Consider the following 20,792-nt stretch of genomic DNA (forward strand, 5'->3'; position numbering starts at 1 on the left):
TGGTTATTTACTAAAGTAAGCAATAATATACAAAATATTCAATTCCCTCGCGGTTTAATGAAATAACGCATTAACCAATGCTGAGCATCAGCATACTGCGGATAGACAACAATGCTAAGTATTCTTCAAAACAAAAAAGCACAACCTGGGAAAGTTGTGCTTTTATAGAAAACAGGAGTATATCTATTCGCAGGCAATGCTGTTATAGCGGTCGTTGTCAAATATCTGGCGGCGGATGGATTTACCATCTTTATCAATATAAAATACCAGGAATACCCCGGCTTCTTTTACATTCTTTTCACCCACATATAAGGGATAATCGGATGTGCCCACATTGCGGAGGTCATCGTATTCGCAGTCGATCAATAAGCCTTTGGTATTACTTAATACCCCATATTTTTTATCCATATACACCTTCAGCACAATTTCCTCTTCCGTCTGCTTTACGTATTCTATTTCTTCCATGGGTTTAAACGTATTGCGTTTTTCACTAATATGGTACAAATACCAGGTATCATCCTGCATAACCAGGGCAACATCGTTTTGCCAGTAGCGGATTTCGTCAAAAGCAAAATCAGTTACAGGTTTATTAGAAGCAGTAACCAGGCCATATACTCCCTCTTTGTTAGCTATAAATAGTTTACCTGCGGGATCGTATTTTTTCAGTAAGGCCGTATAGGCAGGCACTATTTCTACACTGTGGTTGAGGCTCACTAAACCGAACCTGGAATTTTTTAACGTGGCTATTTGCCCGCTCTGGTAATTAAGGCCATCATATACGGCAGGAATAAGAATTTTACCCTGGGTGTTAATTAATCCTGTTTTGCCTTTCAGTTCTGTTTTAAACAGGTCTTGTTCCCATACCTGAATATCGTCGTACCTGGGTGAGAGGGTAAACTCTGTTTTGGAGGCATACAAACCTTTTTTACCTTTTTTATTTTCGGTAATTAGCCAGAACTGACCTGGCGACTGAGGCAACATCTGGAACGTATACTTCTCTACATCTGTCAGTTTGATGAGTTTATCTGGCTGTGAGTATACCTGAATAACCCCATTCTGGCTGGCAATAAACCAGTCGTTCCCCAGCAGATTCACCCAATCGAATGTATGAGAGCCAAACCAGGTGCCATCTTTCTTTAATATAGCCCATTTATCTTGATGCTTCACTGCATAAAAAGAATTATTGCCTTTTACTTCAGTAAACACAGAATCAGAGAGCAGCTTACCTGACGGTGTATAGATCTGAAAGGTTCCTGCGGTTTCTGTAGCCCACCCAACAGGCAAGGCATGAATAGTAGAGGTAGTTAAGGGAATAACTGTATCCTGCGCGGTAGTGATAATGCTTTGCTGACCGCCGGTTATTAACTTAATATATCCCTTCTTAATCCATTCTACTTTGTCATAATCGAAATGCAGGGAGGTGTCTTTGCCGTTCAGTAGCTTATCGTAAGTTAGTAGGGCAAACTTGTCAGCTCTTCTGAATATTAACAGCCGCTCACCCGGACTGCTGATAGCATCATATTCCAGGGGTGTCAGTTTACGTCCGTTAAGAGTGGCTAGCCCGGTTTTCCCTGCCAGGGTTACCTGCAGAAAAGTATCTTCCAATAAGTCTATGAGATCGTAGTTAGGCGATAAAATCTCAAAGCCGGCCTGGTGGTATAAGCCCTGCCGGCCTTCCCGTTCCACCATCAATAAACCTTCATCGAGCTGTTCAATGTGGTTATAAGAATAATCGAGTATAGCTTTGCCGGTTTTATCAATAGCACTGATCTTTCCGTCCTTGTATACGAGAATAAAGTCGTCTTTTACACCTTCGCAAAAGTATTCACTGGCAACAGAATCGTAGGTAATCGGAATTTGCAGATTTCCTTTTGCGTCGATAAAGCCATATTTCTCTTCATCGTATACAGGAAAATATGTCAGCTTTTCGGCAGCAATCAGTTTGCGGGCATAGGCCGGATTGTAGAAGTCCGGGTATACTTTTAAAAAATTCTCAAGCGGGTTATCACGTTTATACAAGAAATAGATCCAAAGCCAGGCACGGTCTGAAAAACTGCTGGAAGGGTATTTTTTTACAAAATCGTGATAAGTTTTAATGGTATGGGGTGCCGTGTACATCTCAAATATGATTTGTTCGGCACGTTTCCGGTAAGGGCTTTTCGGGTAAGCCGCAATAAACTTTTCATAGGCCCGTATATCTCCCCCTTTCGTCTGCGACTCAAACAACAGCATATCGTATAGTTTCTTTGCTTCCTGCGATTGCCGGGCATCCGGATAGGTATCCAGAAATTGTTTATAACTCTGGTGGGTATGAGCCGCCTGAGCCTGAGAAAAAGCCAGTTCATTTCTACTTTCTACGGCCATTGTGTACTGGGCAGCTGTCGGGTAGTTATCCAGAAAATACTGGTAGGCGATTACGGTATTGTTTTCTGCCGCCTGAACAAAAGCCAGGCTATCTATCTGTAGCTTTTTCCCAGCCACCGCCTCAGCGTTTATGCCCAGCTTGTTCCATTGCTTTAACGTGCTTTTTTTAGTGTCAGCAAAATTCTCACCGGCCGCCAGCACATATTTATACGCCGAATCCAGATGGGCTGCCTCGTTAGCCGGATGTAAAAAATATAAGCTATACACGTATTTAGCGCCTGCATTTTCCGGGTTCTTTTTCAGTTCTTTATCCAGCAGTTCTTTTGCTTTTTGGGGCTTGTCTTTAACTAAACTCTTATACGCCCTGGTTACCCGATCAGCCTGTGTGCTGAAAGGGATACACCAGATAAGTATAAGCACTATATAATATTTAAACTTCATAATGGAGCTGAAAGAAACCTGTTGTATGTAAGTCAGCAAACAGGTAAATGGTAAAGGGCATTATGTTTAAAACACACCCGGAAACATCAAAAGTTCATGTACATAAATTGTGCAAATGTATTGTTAAACCCCTTGACACTTAAGGCAATTTGCCTACTTATCTTACAAGCTTTCTTTTTGTTCTGGCTGGTACTGCCAATAAACGTACCAGTTTTTATTTCTTCCTCTGAAAGTAGAATATCGGGCAAGAAGAGAAAAACACAGGACTTTACCGGTAAGTCTCCAAAAAAATAACGAACTGTACTAGATTTTAGTAAATTATTGCTATTTTTTAGAAATACTATCCTATTTATTCTTCCGTACATGTCTACTAAAATCCTTGATAAGAACATTGATCCTTACATCCGCACAGACGACAGGATACAGGAGCCCCCGGTTACTTTCGCAGGTATCGTGAAGCATCTGGGTCCGGGCTTTGTACTTTCGGCTGCTATTGTGGGTTCTGGCGAATTAATAGCTACTACCGCCCTGGGGGCCAGAGCAGGTTTTATTGCATTTTGGGTAATTATTGTCAGCTGTCTGGTAAAAGTAACGCTACAGCTTGAGTTTGGCAAACATGTAATCCATAGCGGTGAATCTTCCATGTATTCTCTCAATCAATTACCAGGCCCACGATTCGGAAAAGCCAACTGGTCTATCTGGATGTGGTTATTTATTCAGGTATTTAAACTATTGCAGGTAGGTGGTATTATAGGAGGTGTAGCCATAACATTAAACATCAGCTTTCCCTTTGTCAGCATTCCGGTATGGACAATATTAGTGATGATACTTACCTCTTTGCTCGTATATAAAGGCTATTATAGGCTGGTAGAGAAATTTTCTCTGGTCATGATTGCCCTCTTTTCTTTATTCACCCTTGCCTCGGTTTTCTTTCTGCAGTATACTTCCTATGCCTTTACCTGGCAGGATGTACAGCAAGGGCTTAGCTTTCAGTTGCCGCCGGCCATTGTAGGCATTGCCATTGCTGCCTTTGGTATTACCGGGGTTGGCGGCGACGAGATCTTATACTATAACTACTGGTGTCTAGAAAAAGGTTATGCGGCGTATACAGGTCCTAAGGAAGATACAGAAAGCTGGGTAAGGAGGGCAAAGGGCTGGATACGGGTGATGTATATGGATGCTATTCTGGCCATGGTCGTATATACTACTGTAACAGCTGCTTTTTATCTGTTGGGGGCAGCAATTCTGCATAAAACCGGCGATGTACCAGAGGGCTACCAGATGGTGGAAGTTCTGTCTGGCATTTATACACAAAGTCTAGGACCTTGGGCAAAGTCTATCTTTATGGCAGGAGCTTTAATTGTATTGTATTCTACCCTGTTTACAGCAACTGCCAGCTGGACCCGTATTTTTTCGGATGCTTTCGGGCAAATCGGCTGGATTGACTTTTACAATCCACAAGTGCGAAAACGGGCGGTAGCCTGGCTTGCCTGGATTTTTCCCGCTTCCTGGGCTCTGCTGTTTCTGTTTATTAAACTTCCGGTACTGATGGTGTTATTGGGAGGGTTCGTAACCTCTATTTTGCTGCTAATGGTGGTATATGCAGCCATCCATTTCCGCTACCGCCGGTTACCTGCTGTTTTATATCCTGGCAGGCTTTATACCCTGGCTTTCTGGGTAAGCACCGGAGCTATTCTGCTGGCAGCCGCCTACGGAGTTATACAACTGTTCCGCTTGTTATAGCTTTCACTTATTGTGCAGGTATGAAGTCCGTATCTGGTTTAAAGTTAACTATGTAACTATTATCTTTTTATTTCATTAAAAACTAACAAATATTCCACCTACAATAAATCTTAAAAATATTCTGCCATTTTTTAAGCAAAATAATACCGGCAATTTATTATTTTTATTTTAGTAATTGCTTCCCTTATCCAGGTTAGAGACAAATCAAACTTTAGACTATCCAGCCATCCACACATACTTCTGCTCTATCCTTCGTATGAAAAAAAAACCTGGCTACATTGTTCTTCTGCTGCTCTTTTTAGCTATTGTAAGCTGGCTATATACCTCTGGGCCTATCTCTTTACCTTTTCCAATGCCTACTGAATGGGGGGAAAATGAGGAAGAGGAAGAAGCTAACCGGGAGAGGAGAAAAGCCTGGGTCGAAAATATGCACCGCAGCGCACCGGGTACAAACTGGCGGCAGGTAGACATACAGACACGCCAGCTAAGAGCCAGGCAAGTTATGAATACCCGGATGGAGTTGCTAAAAAATGGCCGGTATTCCAGAACAGCTGCTGAAGAGATTCTGGCCAACGGACAACTCACCGGCACCTGGCAGGAACTTGGCAGCGACAATCAAGCAGGCAGGGTGCATATAGCCGATGTGGATCTGAGTACCAACACCATTTACTGTGCCTCTGCCGGTGGCAACATCTGGAAAGGCAAACTGGATGGCTCCGGCTGGCGGTCACTGAATGATTACATGCAGATGTATTCCATCAGTTCAGTTAAAATATTAACTACTGGTGCAGGCAAACGCCTGGTAGCCGTAGATAAAAACAAAGTTTATTATTCAGATAATGAAGGAGTTACCTGGAATCAGAGCAATGGATTATTGCCGATACAAACCAATGGCACAATAGCCAGAGCCGTATATGCCAACGATGCCACCCAATCTATTTACCTGCTGGCAGCTGAGTTAAATTCCTCCACCAACTGGTCGTCTGTAGTTTCGGTGTATATCTCAACCGATAAAGGACAGACATTTACCAGAAAGAAAACCTTTGCGGAAGAAACCTATGGCGACATTAGCTTTTTTGATCTGTGGACTTCGCCTACTGGCTCCGGCAGGGTATTTCTGATTAATAAATCCACCGTATACACTATCAACACGCAAGGTAATACAACGCTTCATGCTACTTTCACCACGAATGCAGCTGAAGAAAGGCCCTATCTGACGGGGTTCGACGATAAAAAATCCCTGTACTTGTATGTATACATGAATAAACAACTATATAGAAGTAAAAATGGTGGCAAGGAATGGACCTTTCAGGCAGACGTAGAAGAGCAACCGTTCAGCCGGAATAGTTTTTATTGTTCGGCAAAAAATCCTCAGCTGGTGTATTTGGGAGGTGTAGATGCCTATAAGTCGTACGATGGAGGCGAATCCTGGAGTAAGGTCAATCACTGGTACGACTATTATTCCTCCATTGCAAACAAACTACACGCAGATATTCCAGGCATTCAATCGTTTATTAGCAACAATGGCCAAGAATTTTACCTGATTTCCACCGATGGCGGCCTGTATGTATCTACTGATTCCCTGCAAACTGTAAAAAACATTTCCCTGAACGGGCTCAATATCGGGCAGTATTACAGCAGTTATACCTTCCGCGACAATCCCCAGATTATGTACCTGGGTAGTCAAGACCAAGGCTATCAGAAAACACGCGTGGTTAATGGCAAACTACAATTCAAGCAGGAAATCAGTGGAGATTATGGCCAGGTAGTGTCTTCGGATGGCGGAAAAAGTGTGTGGCTGGCTTATCCTTCCTTTATTTTGTATGACAAAGCAGCCCCTTCTGCCTTTACCTACAGTACCTGGAACCTGACAGGTGAAAATTTCTTCTGGCTACCACCCTTAATGGCCCATCCTACACAAAGCAATAAGGTGTATCTGGCTGGCGGCGGCACCAATGGCGGCTCACATATTTTTGAACTGACAGAGGAAGGGGGCTCTATTACGCATACAGAACATCCATTTAACTTTGATACCCAACTGGCAGGTAAAATATCTGCGATGGCCTACTCGCCGGTTAATTCTGCTTTTCGATATGTACTCACTGAACGGGGAATTTTCTACCGGTCTACGGATGGAGGGAAAAGCTGGACTAGAACACCCGGCTTTAATGGCCCGCAGGGACATTACTTTTATGGATCTACCATCGTGGCTTCAGCACAAAATCTAGGTACAGTATATATTGCCGGAAGTGGCTATTCTAATTCTCCGGCTTACGTTTCTACCGATCATGGCAACACGTTCAAAGCTATAAACGCCGGTTTGCCTACTACCATGGTTTACCAGCTGGCAGCTACGCCAGACGAAAAATTCCTTTTTGCAGCCACAGAAGTGGGCCCGTATGTATATGTAAAAGCTGAAAATAAATGGTACGACCTGTCGGGTATCTCTGCTCCGGATCAAACCTACTGGTCGGTAGATTATATTCCATCAGCCCAGATTGCGCGGTTTGCTACCTATGGCCGGGGTATATGGGATTTTAAAATCAGTACAGCTTGTGCTATTCCCGGAGAGCTGGCTTTTACGGGAAGCCCTACTTTCTGCCAGGGAGATAGTCTGGTTCTGCAAGCACCTGCCGGAAATAATTTTACCTACCAATGGCAGAAAAACGGCACTGACCTGGTGAATGCCACTAAACAAACTTTTGCTGCCAAAGAAACTGGTACCTACCAGGTAAAGGTAAAAAGTGCCACCTGCACCAAAATATCCAATAGTGTAGCAGTAACCGTAAAAGCATTGCCCCCCCAACCTGGGTTGATCAGTGGCCAACAGATAACCTGCACTGGCAACCAGCCATACAGCATCGCCGGTGTAGCAGGCGTTACGTATACCTGGCAGGTTTCGGGAGGCGGTACCCTAACAGGTTCAGCTAATACGGTTACTCTCAATTGGACGACTCCAGGTACGCATACACTTACTGTTACCCCCATGCTGAATGGCTGTGCCGGCTCGCCCCGCACCTTAGCTGTAGTGGTACAAGCGTTACCCAATCAGCCAAGTTTAATCAGTGGTCTGGCAGAAACCTGCGTAGAAACCCAGGTCTATAGTGTAAGCCCGACACCAGGTGTTAACTATTCCTGGAGTGTGTCGGGCGGTGGAAGTATTAATGGCTCTGGCAACAAAATAGCTCTTACCTGGACGAAGCCCGGCAGGTATGTATTAACGGTTACTCCATCTATAGGAAGTTGTACCGGCCCCGCCCGTACGATGGAAATCACCGTGAACGACAAACCAGCCAAACCAGTAATTATCCTAACTAACAGCAAACTTTCATCGAGCAGTAGTACTGGCAACCAGTGGTTCCGGGAAGGATTAGCCCTTGAAGGAGCCACCAGCCAGGTTTACGAGGCAACAGTAGCCGGTAATTATGCAGTACAAGTAAGCAACGAATGCGGCCAGAGCGAAATGTCGGAAGTATACCAGTACCAAATACCGCCAACGGCAGTACCAGAAGAACTGGAAAAATTAGTAAAGGTATATCCTAATCCGGCCAGAGAATTTGTGGTAGTGGAACTCCCGGACGAACTGCCAAGCCAGTTTATCTACTTATATGATGCCGCTGGTATAGAAAAGATGGCTCACCCCTCTCATCAATCACAGACAATCAGGTTAAACTTGCAAGAGTTTAGTAAAGGCACTTATACGTTACGTATCCAGACTTCAAAAGGAACCGTGGTGCGGAAAGTAGTCGTTCAATAAACCGTTTCCATTAGCCAATGCTGTATTTGTTAGTTGGCCCGGTTGATTTTTACCAGTTCCAGGCGTAAGCTATCGTTTTTCAACACCCCTTCCATATTCATAGAAGTAGAGGTCAGGTCTGAGATTTGGGCTTTTAAGGTATCTGGGCCGCTTTGAGTGGTGTAGTAAATAAACTGAAGTGTGTTCTGAGCTGTATCGAAGGTATACTGCCCCTGCAAAGAATGGGTAGGATCATACACATACGGATTAGAACTAAAGGCAGCTCCATACAGTCCTGAAAAATAAACCTTTGTAATTACGGTGTTGTCCTTTCAACCAGGCATCCTGAGGAAGCAGGCTATCATTCCGGATAAACTTTGCTACCTTCCAGGTGCCTACCAATTGCTTATCACTGGTATCCCGTAGAACAAACTGATAAATAAGCCCGAAAGCAGCCATAATAGGAAAGAATTGAAGGAATGGCTTTAACCAATAATGCTTTAAGGATAGAGAAGGAAGTCTATCTGTTGCCGCCCAAAAAACTTCTTTCAGCTTTTGAAAATCCAGGAATAGCAGATAAGACAACCCGAGCGTAATAAGAATAGAAACAACAAAAGCACCAACAGCAATGGAGTAAAACATATTAATAAATAAGATGTTCACCATTACTGGCAGTAAAACCATGGTACCCAGCAGAGTTGTTCTCCGGAACAAGAGAAGAATGGAACCTCCAATCTGGAAAAGGGCAATAATCACTGCCAGCGTATACGAATACCCGAAGTAGTGCCAGGTGAGATAAAAGCCGTTTACTTCGCCCAGTGGCATATCTTTTATAAAATCGGCAGTAGTAAACTGGATTTTAAAGATTTTAGCGAAGCCATATGTAGAAATGATAAAGGCTAAACTATACCGGATAACCCCTATCAGATAAGCTTGCCACACCCTAGCCTTATGTGTATCTTGCTTTTCTTTTTCTTCCCATAAAACAGCCAGTGCTGTTCCCGCCAGTAGCACCACACATCCTAGGATGGTTGTCAGCATACCATAATTTATGGATGGCCAGAATCGCTGAGGCAATAGTGGCACTAAGAAAGTAGCTGAACAAGCAAGCAGAAGGAATGCTGCCAGGCTTGTGAGTATTTTAAATCCTAACGTAGAAGCACGTCTGGCAACGGTGTTTTCCATAGTTTTTCTAGTTAAAAGTTGAAACAGTAGTTCCTATCGCACAGAGGATTTACCGATGAAAGCCTTTATAAAATAGTAATGTATTGATTAATAACTTTTTAAGTTTGAATACAATATACAAAAAAGGGAACGCTTTTGATACGTTCCCTTCTTAGCTTTCCAATACAGTGTATTATCTGCCAGAGGCAAATTTCTGATAGGCTGTTTTTATCTGTCCATCCTGGAGCTGCTCACCGGAGTGAATAAGTACCTTGTGCCGGAAGGTCACCGATTTTCCTGGAGCCAGTTTAAAATTCAGTTCTTCTTTGCCATTGCTCATGGCTTTCTGGCCAAGATTATTTACCGCAAACAAGCCATATCCACGGGCATGCCAGTAGGTTGGGTGGCCAACGTTTTTCGGATGATCCATAATTACCAAAGAAATATTTTCTCCATTCATAGTACCAGCCAGATTTACCCATTTGCCGCGTGTACCCCAGACATCATCTCCTTGCTTGCCTTCGCTGCTGTGATATAAACCAGTTACACCTTCATTATTCATACTGGGCACATTGGTTACCTGGCCACTGGCATCGGTAAATAATTCCGGCTTATTAGAGGGATGTTCTAGCTGGCGGGCCACCCGGATACCTAGCATGCCTTCTTTGTTATCTTTAAACAATACTTCCTGCGTTAAAGCCGTGAGGGTGGTAATACGTTCTATACTCCGGGTATGGGCATCGCCGCTGAAAACAAACCGGGTATCTTCCCGTAACAAAGCTATACCTTCTGGTGTTACCCATTCGGCTGTAACTTCCAGTTCTCCTTTATCTTTCCCATCTGTTGTTTTGTTTATTTTTTTATGGACAATGGTACCGTATGCATTTCTTTTATCGGGAGCTATTGAATCTGAATTATTCCAGAAATCCAGGCCATTAACATCACCATAAGTAAACCACAACCCTACATGGTGCGGATGGTCTATACGTTCTCCCGGGCGGGATTCAAGCGGAAACCCACGCGTAACCACTGTACCTTTGGCCGTTCTGAGCGGATATAAAACCGGTTTTTTTGTGGCTGACGGATAAATATAGGAAGTAAATAGCTGTCCTCCGATTAACACATCTACCCGTTGCTCATTTTCATTTTTTACAAGCCTCACCTCCGATTGTGCCCATCCATGGTTCACCACACCTATCATGAGTAACACCACCATCATTGCTATGCTTTTAGCCCGGCGCGACAGTCTGGTTAATTGTATCATAATTCTTTGGTTTAGAGTTAGGAGTAAATACACAGAAACCTGCCAGGCTTCCCATTACCTGACAGGTTCTTATTACTAGTATGATTCATCTAAAAAAACAGGCTTTTTATATATGAATGAATAGCAACAAAAAACGTGTAATCGCTACTTATGAGATTACTACATCTTGTTTCTTAGCATCGAAGGTTACCCGTTTGCCCGTTTGCAGAGCCATCGTAGCCATTATATTAGCTACCGAATGATTGTAGCCAGCTTTGGCGGATGCATTCGGTTCTTTGCGGCTGCGGACACACTCCATCCAGTTACGCATATGCAGTGAGGTCATCGGGTCAGATCCGGTGTTGGCAGAAGTTTCTATTTTGGCTCCGGCTTTCAGCGAAGTTTCCGGTAACAAGAAGGGCTCCATACCCATGGCTTTGGCATGGCTGGCAGTCAATCCGCCTTCCGGGGTAATTTTGTTTGTATCCAGGTTAATCATTCCACCATTGGAGTAATAATATTCTTTTACATCGCCGGCAGCATTGTGCATACGGGAAGAATACAGCACCTGGAAACCCTTGTTTTTGTCTTCGTCCGGGCCATAATCAAACACAGCCGTAAAGGTATCGGCATTGGTACGTCCGTCTTTCCACATGTATATACCGCCATTGGCCACTACGCTGCGTGGGTGATCATAGCCGGAGAACCAGTGTACAGTATCTATCTGGTGCGCCATCCACTGCCCGGCTATACCGGAAGAATAGGGATAAAACAGCCGGAATTCCAGATATTTCCGTGGGTCCCACTCATCATTGGTTTTGCCCATCCGGAAGCGTTCCCAGTCAGTATCTTCTTTGCGGATAGATTTTACCAGTTCTGGCCTTCTCCAGCGGCCCGGCTGGTTTACGTTCCAGGTCATTTCTACCATAGTTACATCGCCAAACTTGCCGGATTTAATAAATTCATAGGCAGCCCAGTAATTGGGGGCACTTCTGCGCTGGGAACCTACCTGTACAATTTTTTTGGTTTCTTCTACCGCTTTTAGCGCCACTCTGGCATCTTCCATCGATTCAGCAAAGGGTTTTTCCACATATGCATCTTTCCCGGCTTTTACTGCTTCGGCACAATGCAAGGCATGCTGAAAATCGGCTGTACTGATAATAACGGCATCTATGTTTTTCATGCCATAGAGTTCATCGTTGTTGCGGGCTTTGGCAATTTTGGAAGCAAAGCCTTTTTCTTTCATAAATGCCTCACATTCATCGCGGCGGCGGTTCCACAGGTCAGACACAGCTACAAACTCAAAGTTCATGTCTTTGGCATGTTCCATAAAAGAAGGAGCCAGCGAACTTCTAAACCGGTCGGAGAAACCTACAACGGCTACCCGGACACGGTCGTTGGCGCCGATAATTTTGGCATAACTGCTGGCATTCATACTCATAGCTAAGCCTGCTGTGCCTAAAGCAGCCTTCTTAATGAAATCCCTGCGGGAATGGTTGATATATTCCATATGTCTAATGATTAATGATGATTGATTAGTGAATAAGGGTACTGACCAATGACGAATGACTAGTAAGAAACGTAATCATTAGTCATTCGTCAATAATCATTATTTAAGCTTTGGGTAATGCTCTGATTTTGAGGTTGCGGTAAGAAACTTTATTGCCATGGTCTTGCAATAAAATATGTCCTTTGGACGCTTCTCCGAAGCGTCCGTTGGCATTGTATTCAGGGGCTGCATATTTACTTTTAGCTACCAGGTCGCGGAAAGCCTGGCTTCCCCGTTCATACTCTACTACTTTTTTCCCATTCAGCCAGTGCTCTACCTTATTGCCCTGCGATACAATTCGTGCCTGGTTCCATTCTCCTATGGGGTTCACCTGCTTGTCTTTAGCCGGAATGAGATCATACAAAGAGCCAACCGTACGGTTACCATTGCTGCCCATTTTCGCATCCGGATGTTTATCGTCGTCCAGCACCTGGTATTCCAGGCCAAAAGCAGAACCTTTGGGCTTGGGTTGCTGCTCCACTACATAATACTTTACGCCGCTGTTGGCTCCTTCTGTTAGTTTAAATTCAAAACTCAGTTCAAAATTATCAAACTCTTCCTCTGTGACAATATCGCCATAACTTGCTGACTCTGATCCATCGGATGCCAGGATAGACAAGGTTCCCTCTTCTACTACCCAGCCTTTTTCCGGAAAAGCATCTTTGTAGGCTCCCCGCCAGCCATTAGTGGTTTTGCCATCAAACAGGAGTTTCCAGCCATTGTTTTTCTCTTCATCTGTCAGGGTATTCATCGGGTCAGCTGCGGAGCTGGCCATGGCTACGCTGGAGTTTTCCATGACAACGGCTGTATCCAGGTCTTTGGCTACGGCCTGTGTTTTATTTTGCTGATCGCAGGCACTAAGCAAGCTTCCGGCGGCAACTAGCAGGGCCGCAAGATTTAATGATTTGCTTAGGCTTTTTTTAGGTTGGTTCATAGGTATTGGGTTCTTCTTATGTAAGTACAGGTAAAGATAATGGATGTACAGCTACTTACCTCTATAAGGCACTTTTCGTGAAAATGTACTCAGTGCCAGCCATGATTTTTCTCCCAGCTTCCCGGACGTAAAATTTTACAGCAGGTAAGCAGATGCAATCTACATTTTAAAGCCGACTTTGCTTTGCAAAAACTCTTTGCTGATCTGGGCACATTGCAGCGGCGAACGTGCTTTATCGGGTACACCATCCAGTTCTATAATTCCCCAGTTCTTAAATTTTATTTCAGTTAAGGCATTAAATACACCCATCATATCTACTTTCCCTTGCCCTAGTTCTACAAACTTATACGTCCTTGCATTCTCACCACTGTTTGCTAGAGGTTGCACATCTTTCAGGTGCAGCACGTGAATCAAGTCTTTGTATTGCTTGATGGCTTTTACCGGATCGCCTCCGCCCTGGTGATAATGCGCTATGTCTAGCAGCAACTTTACAAATTTTGGGTCAGTAGCTTCCATAATCTGCTCTACTTCCTGTGGTGTTTCGCCCAGCTGGTGCATGTGATTGTGGTAAACAACGGTAATGCCTTCATCGGCTGTACGTTTACCGATTTCGGTCATCAGCTTACCTATATCTTTCAGTTCCTGGGCTGTGGGCTGCCGGTCTTTGGGGCGTGCATTATTGGTGAGTTGCAAATAAGGGCCTCCACCGATAGACTTCAGAAATTTGGCATGTTTGATATGCTTATCCATATGTACCTGCTTTTCTGCAGGATTGATATTAACATTTCCGCTGGAAAAGACCGGAACTGTCAGGTTATGCTCTTTTAACAGCTGGCGCAGTTCATCTGGCTTCTGCGAATAGGTTTCCAGCGTGTTGGCCCGGAGCTGGATGCCTTTGAAACCTAAGGATGCAATATCTTTTATAGCCTGTACATCATTGCCTCCCCAGGTAATGGAAGCATAGCCGATTTTCATTCCCGGCGGAACAGCAGCGGAAAACCCGGCAAAGGAACTGGCAGGCAAGGCACTAACGGCGGCCGTGAAGCCGAGTTGTTTCAAAAAGGATCTTCTGGATAAGGGAGTAGACATATATGGTTCAGGTTTTGGTTGATACCTTCTACCCTAAGAGAGAAACAATCCTTGCTTTTGTACTCTATTGCACACAGGTAAATCCCAGCAAATCTGTTTTCAGGCCATTTCGGATATTCCCACACGAACCATGTAAATCAACTTATCTCATTAATAGCCAGCTTCCTGAGTGAAATAGCCTGTATTATACGAGAACGAAGTATCCTTTCCTGGCTTGTCTATATTCTCTATATTTGGAAATAAACACAAGTAGTTGTGTTTATCTATGTGTTGAAATCTATTAAATGAAATGCAGCAAAATCATATTTTATTTGATAATACTATTTATTGCATTATCAATAGTTTATGATGAAATTTATACGATTGGCATGATTTCAGGGACCTATGTCTATAACTTTCCTGTGGCTGGTGCGGAGGGACCAAGTCGAGGTGATCAGTTGACTTTAAAGAAAAACGGACAATTTGAAAGTGATACATGGGGAAACGGAAGTTTTGCAATAGATGGTTCTGCTTTGGTTTTATCATATAACGATTTGCCGCAAGAAGGAAGTTTTCAGCTAGAAGATTCATTAGTTAGTTATCAATACCCCGGTGGAGATGTTAGTGTTACATTTCCATTATACAGACCGTTATTTTGGGGTAGGCCACATATTAGTGTATTTAGAGACCTAAACTATTATTTTCAGAAGATAGATTAATAAGTGATTCAAATACGGAAGGATTGATAAAAAAGCCCATTGGCTAACACCTTCTCCACGACAACCGGCCTTACCTCATGCAATGCAAACCACAACAGGATTGGTATACGAGGAGGTTTGAGCCATTTCCTGCAAGCCTAAAACAACGCATATGCTTAAGTTATACTTTTCCTTATTGATTGTCTTTATTTGCACTTTCAGTTACAGCCAGAAAATTGAAACCGTTTACTTAAATGCAAAAGACAATACTTCTGGCTTATATGTAATTGTCTATCCGCCTAAACCTCCCTGGTCAGGATTCATGTTGCTTGTTCCAGGAATGTTTCAGCAGCCACAAGATGTTTTGAAGCAAACAGAACTACCCAAAATTGCGGCCCAGAAAGGTATTCTTACGATTATCCCTACTTTCAAAACTGGTATCTCTTCCTTGGGTATTGATACAGCGACACAAGCCTCGCTTCTGGACATTCTTCAACACGTAACAAGCAGGAATAAACTTATTGACCAGCCATTTTATGTGGGCGGATTTTCCATAGGTGGAACTTGTGCCCTTAAATATGCGGAGCTTGCTTTAAGTAGCAATTATCCCATTAAACCTTCTGCCGCTTTTGCTATTGATGCACCACTCGACTTCGAAAGACTTTACAACGCTTCGGTAAAGGAAAGAAGATTGGCAGGTACTGACAAAGAGCTTTTGGCTGAAACCACCTATATGCTACAGCGCTTTGAAAAAGAGTTTGGCGGTGCTCCGGCTGACTTTTTGTCTTTTTACCATAAAGGCTCCCCATATTCGTTCAGCGATACCACACAACAAGCGATTAAACCACTAATTAATTTACCCATCCGATTATATACCGAACCGGATGTTGATTGGTGGCTCAAACTAGGAGTGAATTATTCAGGGATGAATGCTTTTGATTGTGCAGCCATGGTTAACGATTTAAAGAAAATGGGCAGTACTAAAGTTGACTTGATTACTACAATGAATAAAGGGTACAGAAAACCAGACAACCAAAGACATCCTCATTCCTGGAGTATCGCTGAGCCAAATGACCTTGTAAAATGGTTGTTGACTCAGAAGTGACATATGCCGACAGGTAACATCGGGCATAATAAGATAATGGGCCTCCTCACCACAGAGCCATACTACAACGGCACGTTTTGCGTAATCCTTTGGTGTGTAGATGGCAATCAAAAGATAGTGAACAATGGCAGAGAATACTTTGAAAATTAACTTAAGAACCTGGCGAATTTCGGATTTGGACAGTTTGGTTACGTACGCAAATAACTGGAATATTGCTAAAAATTTAATGGACAGATTTCCTCATCCATATACGGAGGAAGACGCAAAATCATTTATTGAGTACGCAGGCGGAGCTGGGGCAGCACACATTTTTGCCATTGAGCTGAGAGGACAAGCCATAGGTGGCATCAGTTTGGAGCCTCAGGCAGATATTCACAGAAAAAATGCAGAGTTAGGGTACTGGCTAGCCGAACCTTTCTGGGGACAAGGTATCATTAGCCAGGCTATTAAGCAAATGGTAGATTATGCGTTTGCCACGTACGATATTGACCGGATAGTTGCTCGTCCCTTCGGGCATAATGTTGCTTCCCACCGGGTGTTAAAAAAGAATGGGTTTGTTTTGGAAGCAACATTAAAAAAAGTGCTGTACAAAAATGACCAATATATGGACGAATGGATTTATGCAATTAGAAAGCAAACTTGGGAAGAACAAAAACAGAACCACTAGCCCCAGCTGCTCAGAAATAAGCAGTATGTGTACGCTTGATTTGGCTAAACAAAAGCAACTAACCAAATGAAAATAAACGCAGTCTTCCTTAAAGGAACAACTGGTAATCAGAGACAGGAAAGGATTTGAAACTAGCTAGCCTGACTTTTGAAGGAAGAAATAAATACGTAGCTATATACCGGTGCAGCCGGCCCCAGCTTCACCTGGATCACTCGGTGTGCTGATGCGTATTACTCATAATGGTTAATGAGAAAACTCTTAAAATTTTAGGTATAAACAAATACTATGGCAGAATTCTGGGAATCAAGCTTTCAAGGCAAACAGACCATGTGGGGATTTGAACCTGCAGATTCAGCCATTGCCTCCCTTAATTTATTCCGGGAACAAGGGCTTAACAAAATTTTAATACCTGGATTTGGGTATGGCAGAAATGTCAAGATTTTTATGGATCATGGATTCTATGTAACTGGTATAGAAATCTCGGAAACTGCCATTGTATTAGCAAAAAAGCACTATGGCGATGATGTGAAGGTATACCATGGTTCAGTTAGTGCAATGCCCTTTGACCAAGAGTTATACGATGGAATTTTTTGTTATGCGTTAATCCATTTATTAAATGCCCAAGAGCGGATTAAATTGATTAGTGATTGTTATCATCAACTTAGACCTGGTGGATACATGATTTTTGTAGCCATTTCAACCAACGCCACTACCTACGGGCAAGGCAAAAAACTAAGTAAAAACAGGTTTCTAACCCAGCATGGGGTTAAGCTATTCTTTTATGATCGGGAAGCAATAGAAAAAGAGTTTGGCAACTTTGGGTTGATTGAAGCTACCGAAATAGACGAACCTGCAAAAAGTATGGGAAACAAACCCTCGCAAAAATTCTGGCAAATCATATGTAAAAAAGGGGATTCAGTTAATTCATAAAGCAAGTTATTTCAAGATATCAAAAGGCCATCATACTAAAGCCGGTCCACCATCACCGGCAAAACAGAGCACACCCAACAAGAGGCTATTGGCAGAAGCTTACTGATGCAAGATATGCATACAGTTAAACACTTAGCTGCTAGCCTTTTATCAACTACTTGCGTTAAAGGGATAGAGCAAATGATACTAGAAATGACTAAATTAAAATCAAAAACAATTTTTGAACGGTTTGCTAATACAAGTACCCGCTTTACAGGCCGCCCAATGGCTTTTATTGTTGCTTTTATGGTGGTGTTGTTATGGGCAGTTACCGGACCCATCTTTAATTTTTCGGATACCTGGCAACTGGTTATTAATACAGGTACGACTATCGTTACGTTTTTGATGGTATTTCTTATTCAACAAACCCAGAACAAAGATTCAGCCGCCATCCATTTGAAACTGAATGAGATTGTAGCTGCATTAAAAGGCGCCAGCAACCGCCTGATTAATGTGCAGGATTTAAGTGAACGGGAGATACAAACGCTGCTTAAGTTCTACCAGGATTTATCGGAGATGGCCAAAGAAGATAATGAAATAGCGATTTCGCATACGGTAGAAGAAGCCGTTGAAAATCAGGAGGAAAAAATGAAATCTCGCCTGGAGGGCAAAGATTGATATAGCTGTATAATACCTTTCCTGACATCGGGAGCCCATTGCTGAAAGCCAAACGACGAATGGATGTATCTACCTAAGAGCAGTATGTATAATACATTGATCATTAGTCACTGACTACTACTTGCCTGGCCCGCAGGTTTTCAAACACAGTGCGGTAGGGTGTGTAGCTGGGCGATTTTTTGTCTACCGCATTGTTATTCAAATAGAGTAATTTCAGGTTAGGCAACTCAGCCAGTTTCAGGTCAAATTCTTCAATGGTATTGTTGGAAATATCCAGGTCTTTCAGGTTGTGTAATTCTACAATCTGAGCCGGAAATCTGGTAAAGTAATTATGATGGATATGCAGCACTTCCAGGTTTTTCAGTTGACCGATACTTTTTGGAAGCACCATTAACCGGTTGTGGTGGGCATATAAACCTTGCAGGTTAGGTAACTGGCCAACTTCCTGCGGCAATTCCACCAGTTTGTTGTACGACAAATATAATACTTCTAACTGTTGCAGATTTTTTATATCAGGCGACAGGGTTTGAATTTTGTTATGCGCTAGATCCAGTTCATATAATGTCTTTAACTGATAAATACTAGCCGGCACCGTTTGTAGATCGTTTTTATAAAGAATAATAGAAATCAATCCTTGCAACTGGCTTATCCGGTCTGGGATGGAAGTTAATTTGTTACCAGCCAGGTTCAGTTTTTGCAGGCCTGTAAAAGAAGTTATCTCCAGAGGTAGTTCGGTAAGTAAATTTGTATGGAGCACCAGTTCTTGCAGGTTTTTTAATCTGTGTAAGGTGCCAGGCAATCTGGTTAACCCGCTATTGGCCAGGCTTAGTTTTCCGATGCGCCCGCTTCTGGCAAACCTGATTTTCATATCTACTGGTTCTTCCCGCACAGCCGCCATCTGCTTAATCACTGAATCTCTTTTTTCTTCCTCCAGAAAATCTATTGTATTCAGTTCATCCATTAAGGTCTTTAGCCGTTCCCGCTGGGCTTGTGTTCCATTGCCCGACAAATTAACTTCATACAAAGCTTTTAACTTCCTCAGCTTTGCCGGTACTTTGCGGATAATGTTATTAGAAAGATTGATTCCCTGAAGGTTTTTAAACCGGTAAATGTTTTTTGGAATTTTTTTCAGATTCCGGTTACTTAGGTTAAGATAATAAACTGTATCCGGACGGTTGCTTTCCAGGGCTTTTTCAAAAGGTATCCAGCGTTCGGCTTGCTTGTCAAAGTTTAAGGATAGCTTCACTGGTTCCTGGGCGAAGGCGGTAATCTGAAGTAAAATAAAGGTAATTGCTAGACCAAACGCTGGGAAATACTTCATAGCTAAGCAGAAACTAAAATATTAGTTCAAGTTACGAAATACAACGTAGGAATCAAACCCGCCTTCTGCTTTTGTTCTCCTGAAACCATTTATCATGTATACAGAAACAGCTACTTAAAACTGGAATTTTTCTTCCTGCAGCAGTTTATTCTTTTCTCCCCGGATTTGCAGATGCACATTAAGCAGTTGTTGCCAATCTATAGTAATTACTCCAAAATTCAGCACATTCATAAGCTTGCCAACCCGGTAACGGTTTGGTTCTCCTTTATTATTAGTTGCGGAATGAGTAAGTCCGCTGGCCGTAACCTCATATAGGGGATAGGCAACACCCGGATATGTGTATTTAGATATTTCAGCAATATGCCTGTCGCCGCTGAGCAGAATTACACCGGGGGCTTTTGTACTGGAAATCAGCTCAAACAGACGTTTACGTTCCTGCGGAAAATTCGCCCACTTCTCATAAATATGTTCCTCAGGAATCATCTGTATACCACTGGCGATCAGGTGAATGGCTGCTTTGCTGTTTGTTAATTCTTTTTCCAGCCATTGCCACTGCGCTTCGCCCAGAATAGTACCAGTTTCATTGGGTATATACATTTTGTTTTGCTTCATTAACGTATCGCGGAAATACCGGGCATCCAGCAGAATTACTTTTACCTGCTTGCCTTCAGGCCCATAGGTATACGATTCATAGGCCCCCGCTCTGGTACGGCGTTCGCTTCCCGCCGGTACATCCAGAAAATCTAACATAAGCTGCTGGCTTTCTTCTTTTTTTGCATAGGCTTTTCCTCCGTCATTTATGCCGTAATCATGGTCGTCCCATATACCAATGATGGTAGAAGAAGCTGCCAGTTTTTGGTAATCTGCATGATTTTTCTGCACGTCATATTTCTGCTTCATTACCGACATATCGTGCGTATCGCCATAAATATTATCACCTAACCACATCCATAGCTGCGGCCTGTTTTTCAAAATGGGCTTCCACAAAGGTTGCGGATCATACTCGTGGCTACAGGAACCAAAAGCGATTTGTGTTAAGGGTTCAGTACGCAGATCGCTGGAAGTAGTAAGGCGGGGAGTACAGGCGTTTACCAAAACTACGATGATGGAAAAAGCAAACAGATTTTTGAGGTACATAGCCTAAAGGAATTAAACAACAAATAAATAATTTT

General features: G+C 43.0%; 16 protein-coding genes. 7 read left to right on the plus strand and 9 right to left on the minus strand.

Going from position 1 to position 20,792, the window contains the following annotated elements; all coding sequences use genetic code 11:
* Window positions 1-183 precede the first annotated feature (183 nt).
* On the minus strand, window positions 184-2,805 hold the full coding sequence (locus Q0590_RS02905) for a WG repeat-containing protein (protein ID WP_302035973.1): 2,622 nt from the start codon (window positions 2,803-2,805) through the stop codon (window positions 184-186).
* Window positions 2,806-3,168: 363 nt separating this feature from the next.
* On the opposite strand from Q0590_RS02905, the gene Q0590_RS02910 reads away from it, so the two are divergent.
* Entirely contained in the window at window positions 3,169-4,548 is a 1,380-nt protein-coding gene (locus tag Q0590_RS02910) for an Nramp family divalent metal transporter (protein ID WP_302035974.1), read from the plus strand.
* A 256-nt stretch (window positions 4,549-4,804) separates the two neighbouring features.
* Entirely contained in the window at window positions 4,805-8,305 is a 3,501-nt protein-coding gene (locus tag Q0590_RS02915; RefSeq protein ID WP_302035975.1) for a T9SS type A sorting domain-containing protein, read from the plus strand.
* A gap of 29 nt (window positions 8,306-8,334) precedes the next feature.
* On the opposite strand, the gene Q0590_RS02920 is transcribed toward Q0590_RS02915, so the two are convergent.
* From Q0590_RS02920 to Q0590_RS02945, 6 genes are all read right to left on the minus strand, one after another.
* Window positions 8,335-8,544 (minus strand): hypothetical protein, encoded by a 210-nt coding sequence (locus Q0590_RS02920; protein WP_302035976.1) that lies wholly within the window; start codon window positions 8,542-8,544, stop codon window positions 8,335-8,337.
* Between the two features lie 13 nt (window positions 8,545-8,557).
* Window positions 8,558-9,469, minus strand: a complete 912-nt coding sequence (locus Q0590_RS02925; protein ID WP_302035977.1) for a hypothetical protein — start codon at window positions 9,467-9,469, stop codon at window positions 8,558-8,560.
* Window positions 9,470-9,641: 172 nt separating this feature from the next.
* On the minus strand, window positions 9,642-10,712 hold the full coding sequence (locus tag Q0590_RS02930) for a DUF6807 domain-containing protein (protein WP_366970295.1): 1,071 nt from the start codon (window positions 10,710-10,712) through the stop codon (window positions 9,642-9,644).
* A gap of 148 nt (window positions 10,713-10,860) precedes the next feature.
* On the minus strand, window positions 10,861-12,201 hold the full coding sequence (locus Q0590_RS02935) for a Gfo/Idh/MocA family protein (protein ID WP_302035978.1): 1,341 nt from the start codon (window positions 12,199-12,201) through the stop codon (window positions 10,861-10,863).
* A 103-nt stretch (window positions 12,202-12,304) separates the two neighbouring features.
* Window positions 12,305-13,036 (minus strand): 3-keto-disaccharide hydrolase, encoded by a 732-nt coding sequence (locus Q0590_RS02940; protein WP_302036284.1) that lies wholly within the window; start codon window positions 13,034-13,036, stop codon window positions 12,305-12,307.
* 297 nt (window positions 13,037-13,333) lie between these two features.
* Window positions 13,334-14,263: a sugar phosphate isomerase/epimerase family protein gene (locus Q0590_RS02945; RefSeq protein ID WP_302035979.1), complete on the minus strand. Its 930-nt coding sequence runs from the start codon at window positions 14,261-14,263 to the stop codon at window positions 13,334-13,336.
* 311 nt (window positions 14,264-14,574) lie between these two features.
* Between Q0590_RS02945 and Q0590_RS02950 the strand changes: the two genes are divergently transcribed.
* The 5 genes from Q0590_RS02950 to Q0590_RS02970 all read left to right on the plus strand — a co-directional run bounded on the left by Q0590_RS02950 (window position 14,575) and on the right by Q0590_RS02970 (window position 18,299).
* Window positions 14,575-14,961 carry a hypothetical protein gene (locus Q0590_RS02950; RefSeq protein ID WP_302035980.1) on the plus strand — a complete coding sequence of 129 codons (387 nt, stop codon included), beginning with the start codon at window positions 14,575-14,577 and terminating at the stop codon, window positions 14,959-14,961.
* Window positions 14,962-15,112: 151 nt separating this feature from the next.
* Window positions 15,113-16,045 carry an alpha/beta fold hydrolase family protein gene (locus Q0590_RS02955; RefSeq protein WP_302035981.1) on the plus strand — a complete coding sequence of 311 codons (933 nt, stop codon included), beginning with the start codon at window positions 15,113-15,115 and terminating at the stop codon, window positions 16,043-16,045.
* A 124-nt stretch (window positions 16,046-16,169) separates the two neighbouring features.
* Window positions 16,170-16,712, plus strand: coding sequence for a GNAT family N-acetyltransferase (locus Q0590_RS02960; protein ID WP_302035982.1), 543 nt, complete (start codon window positions 16,170-16,172; stop codon window positions 16,710-16,712).
* Between the two features lie 285 nt (window positions 16,713-16,997).
* Entirely contained in the window at window positions 16,998-17,642 is a 645-nt protein-coding gene (locus tag Q0590_RS02965; RefSeq protein WP_302035983.1) for a class I SAM-dependent methyltransferase, read from the plus strand.
* Between the two features lie 192 nt (window positions 17,643-17,834).
* Window positions 17,835-18,299: a low affinity iron permease family protein gene (locus tag Q0590_RS02970; RefSeq protein WP_302035984.1), complete on the plus strand. Its 465-nt coding sequence runs from the start codon at window positions 17,835-17,837 to the stop codon at window positions 18,297-18,299.
* A gap of 103 nt (window positions 18,300-18,402) precedes the next feature.
* Here the strand turns inward: Q0590_RS02970 and Q0590_RS02975 are convergent, their stop codons facing one another.
* Window positions 18,403-19,620: a leucine-rich repeat domain-containing protein gene (locus Q0590_RS02975; protein WP_302035985.1), complete on the minus strand. Its 1,218-nt coding sequence runs from the start codon at window positions 19,618-19,620 to the stop codon at window positions 18,403-18,405.
* Window positions 19,621-19,734: 114 nt separating this feature from the next.
* Entirely contained in the window at window positions 19,735-20,757 is a 1,023-nt protein-coding gene (locus Q0590_RS02980) for an alkaline phosphatase D family protein (protein ID WP_302035986.1), read from the minus strand.
* Window positions 20,758-20,792 lie beyond the last annotated feature (35 nt).

The organism is Rhodocytophaga aerolata, assembly GCF_030503435.1.
Lineage (GTDB): Bacteria > Bacteroidota > Bacteroidia > Cytophagales > 172606-1 > Rhodocytophaga > Rhodocytophaga aerolata.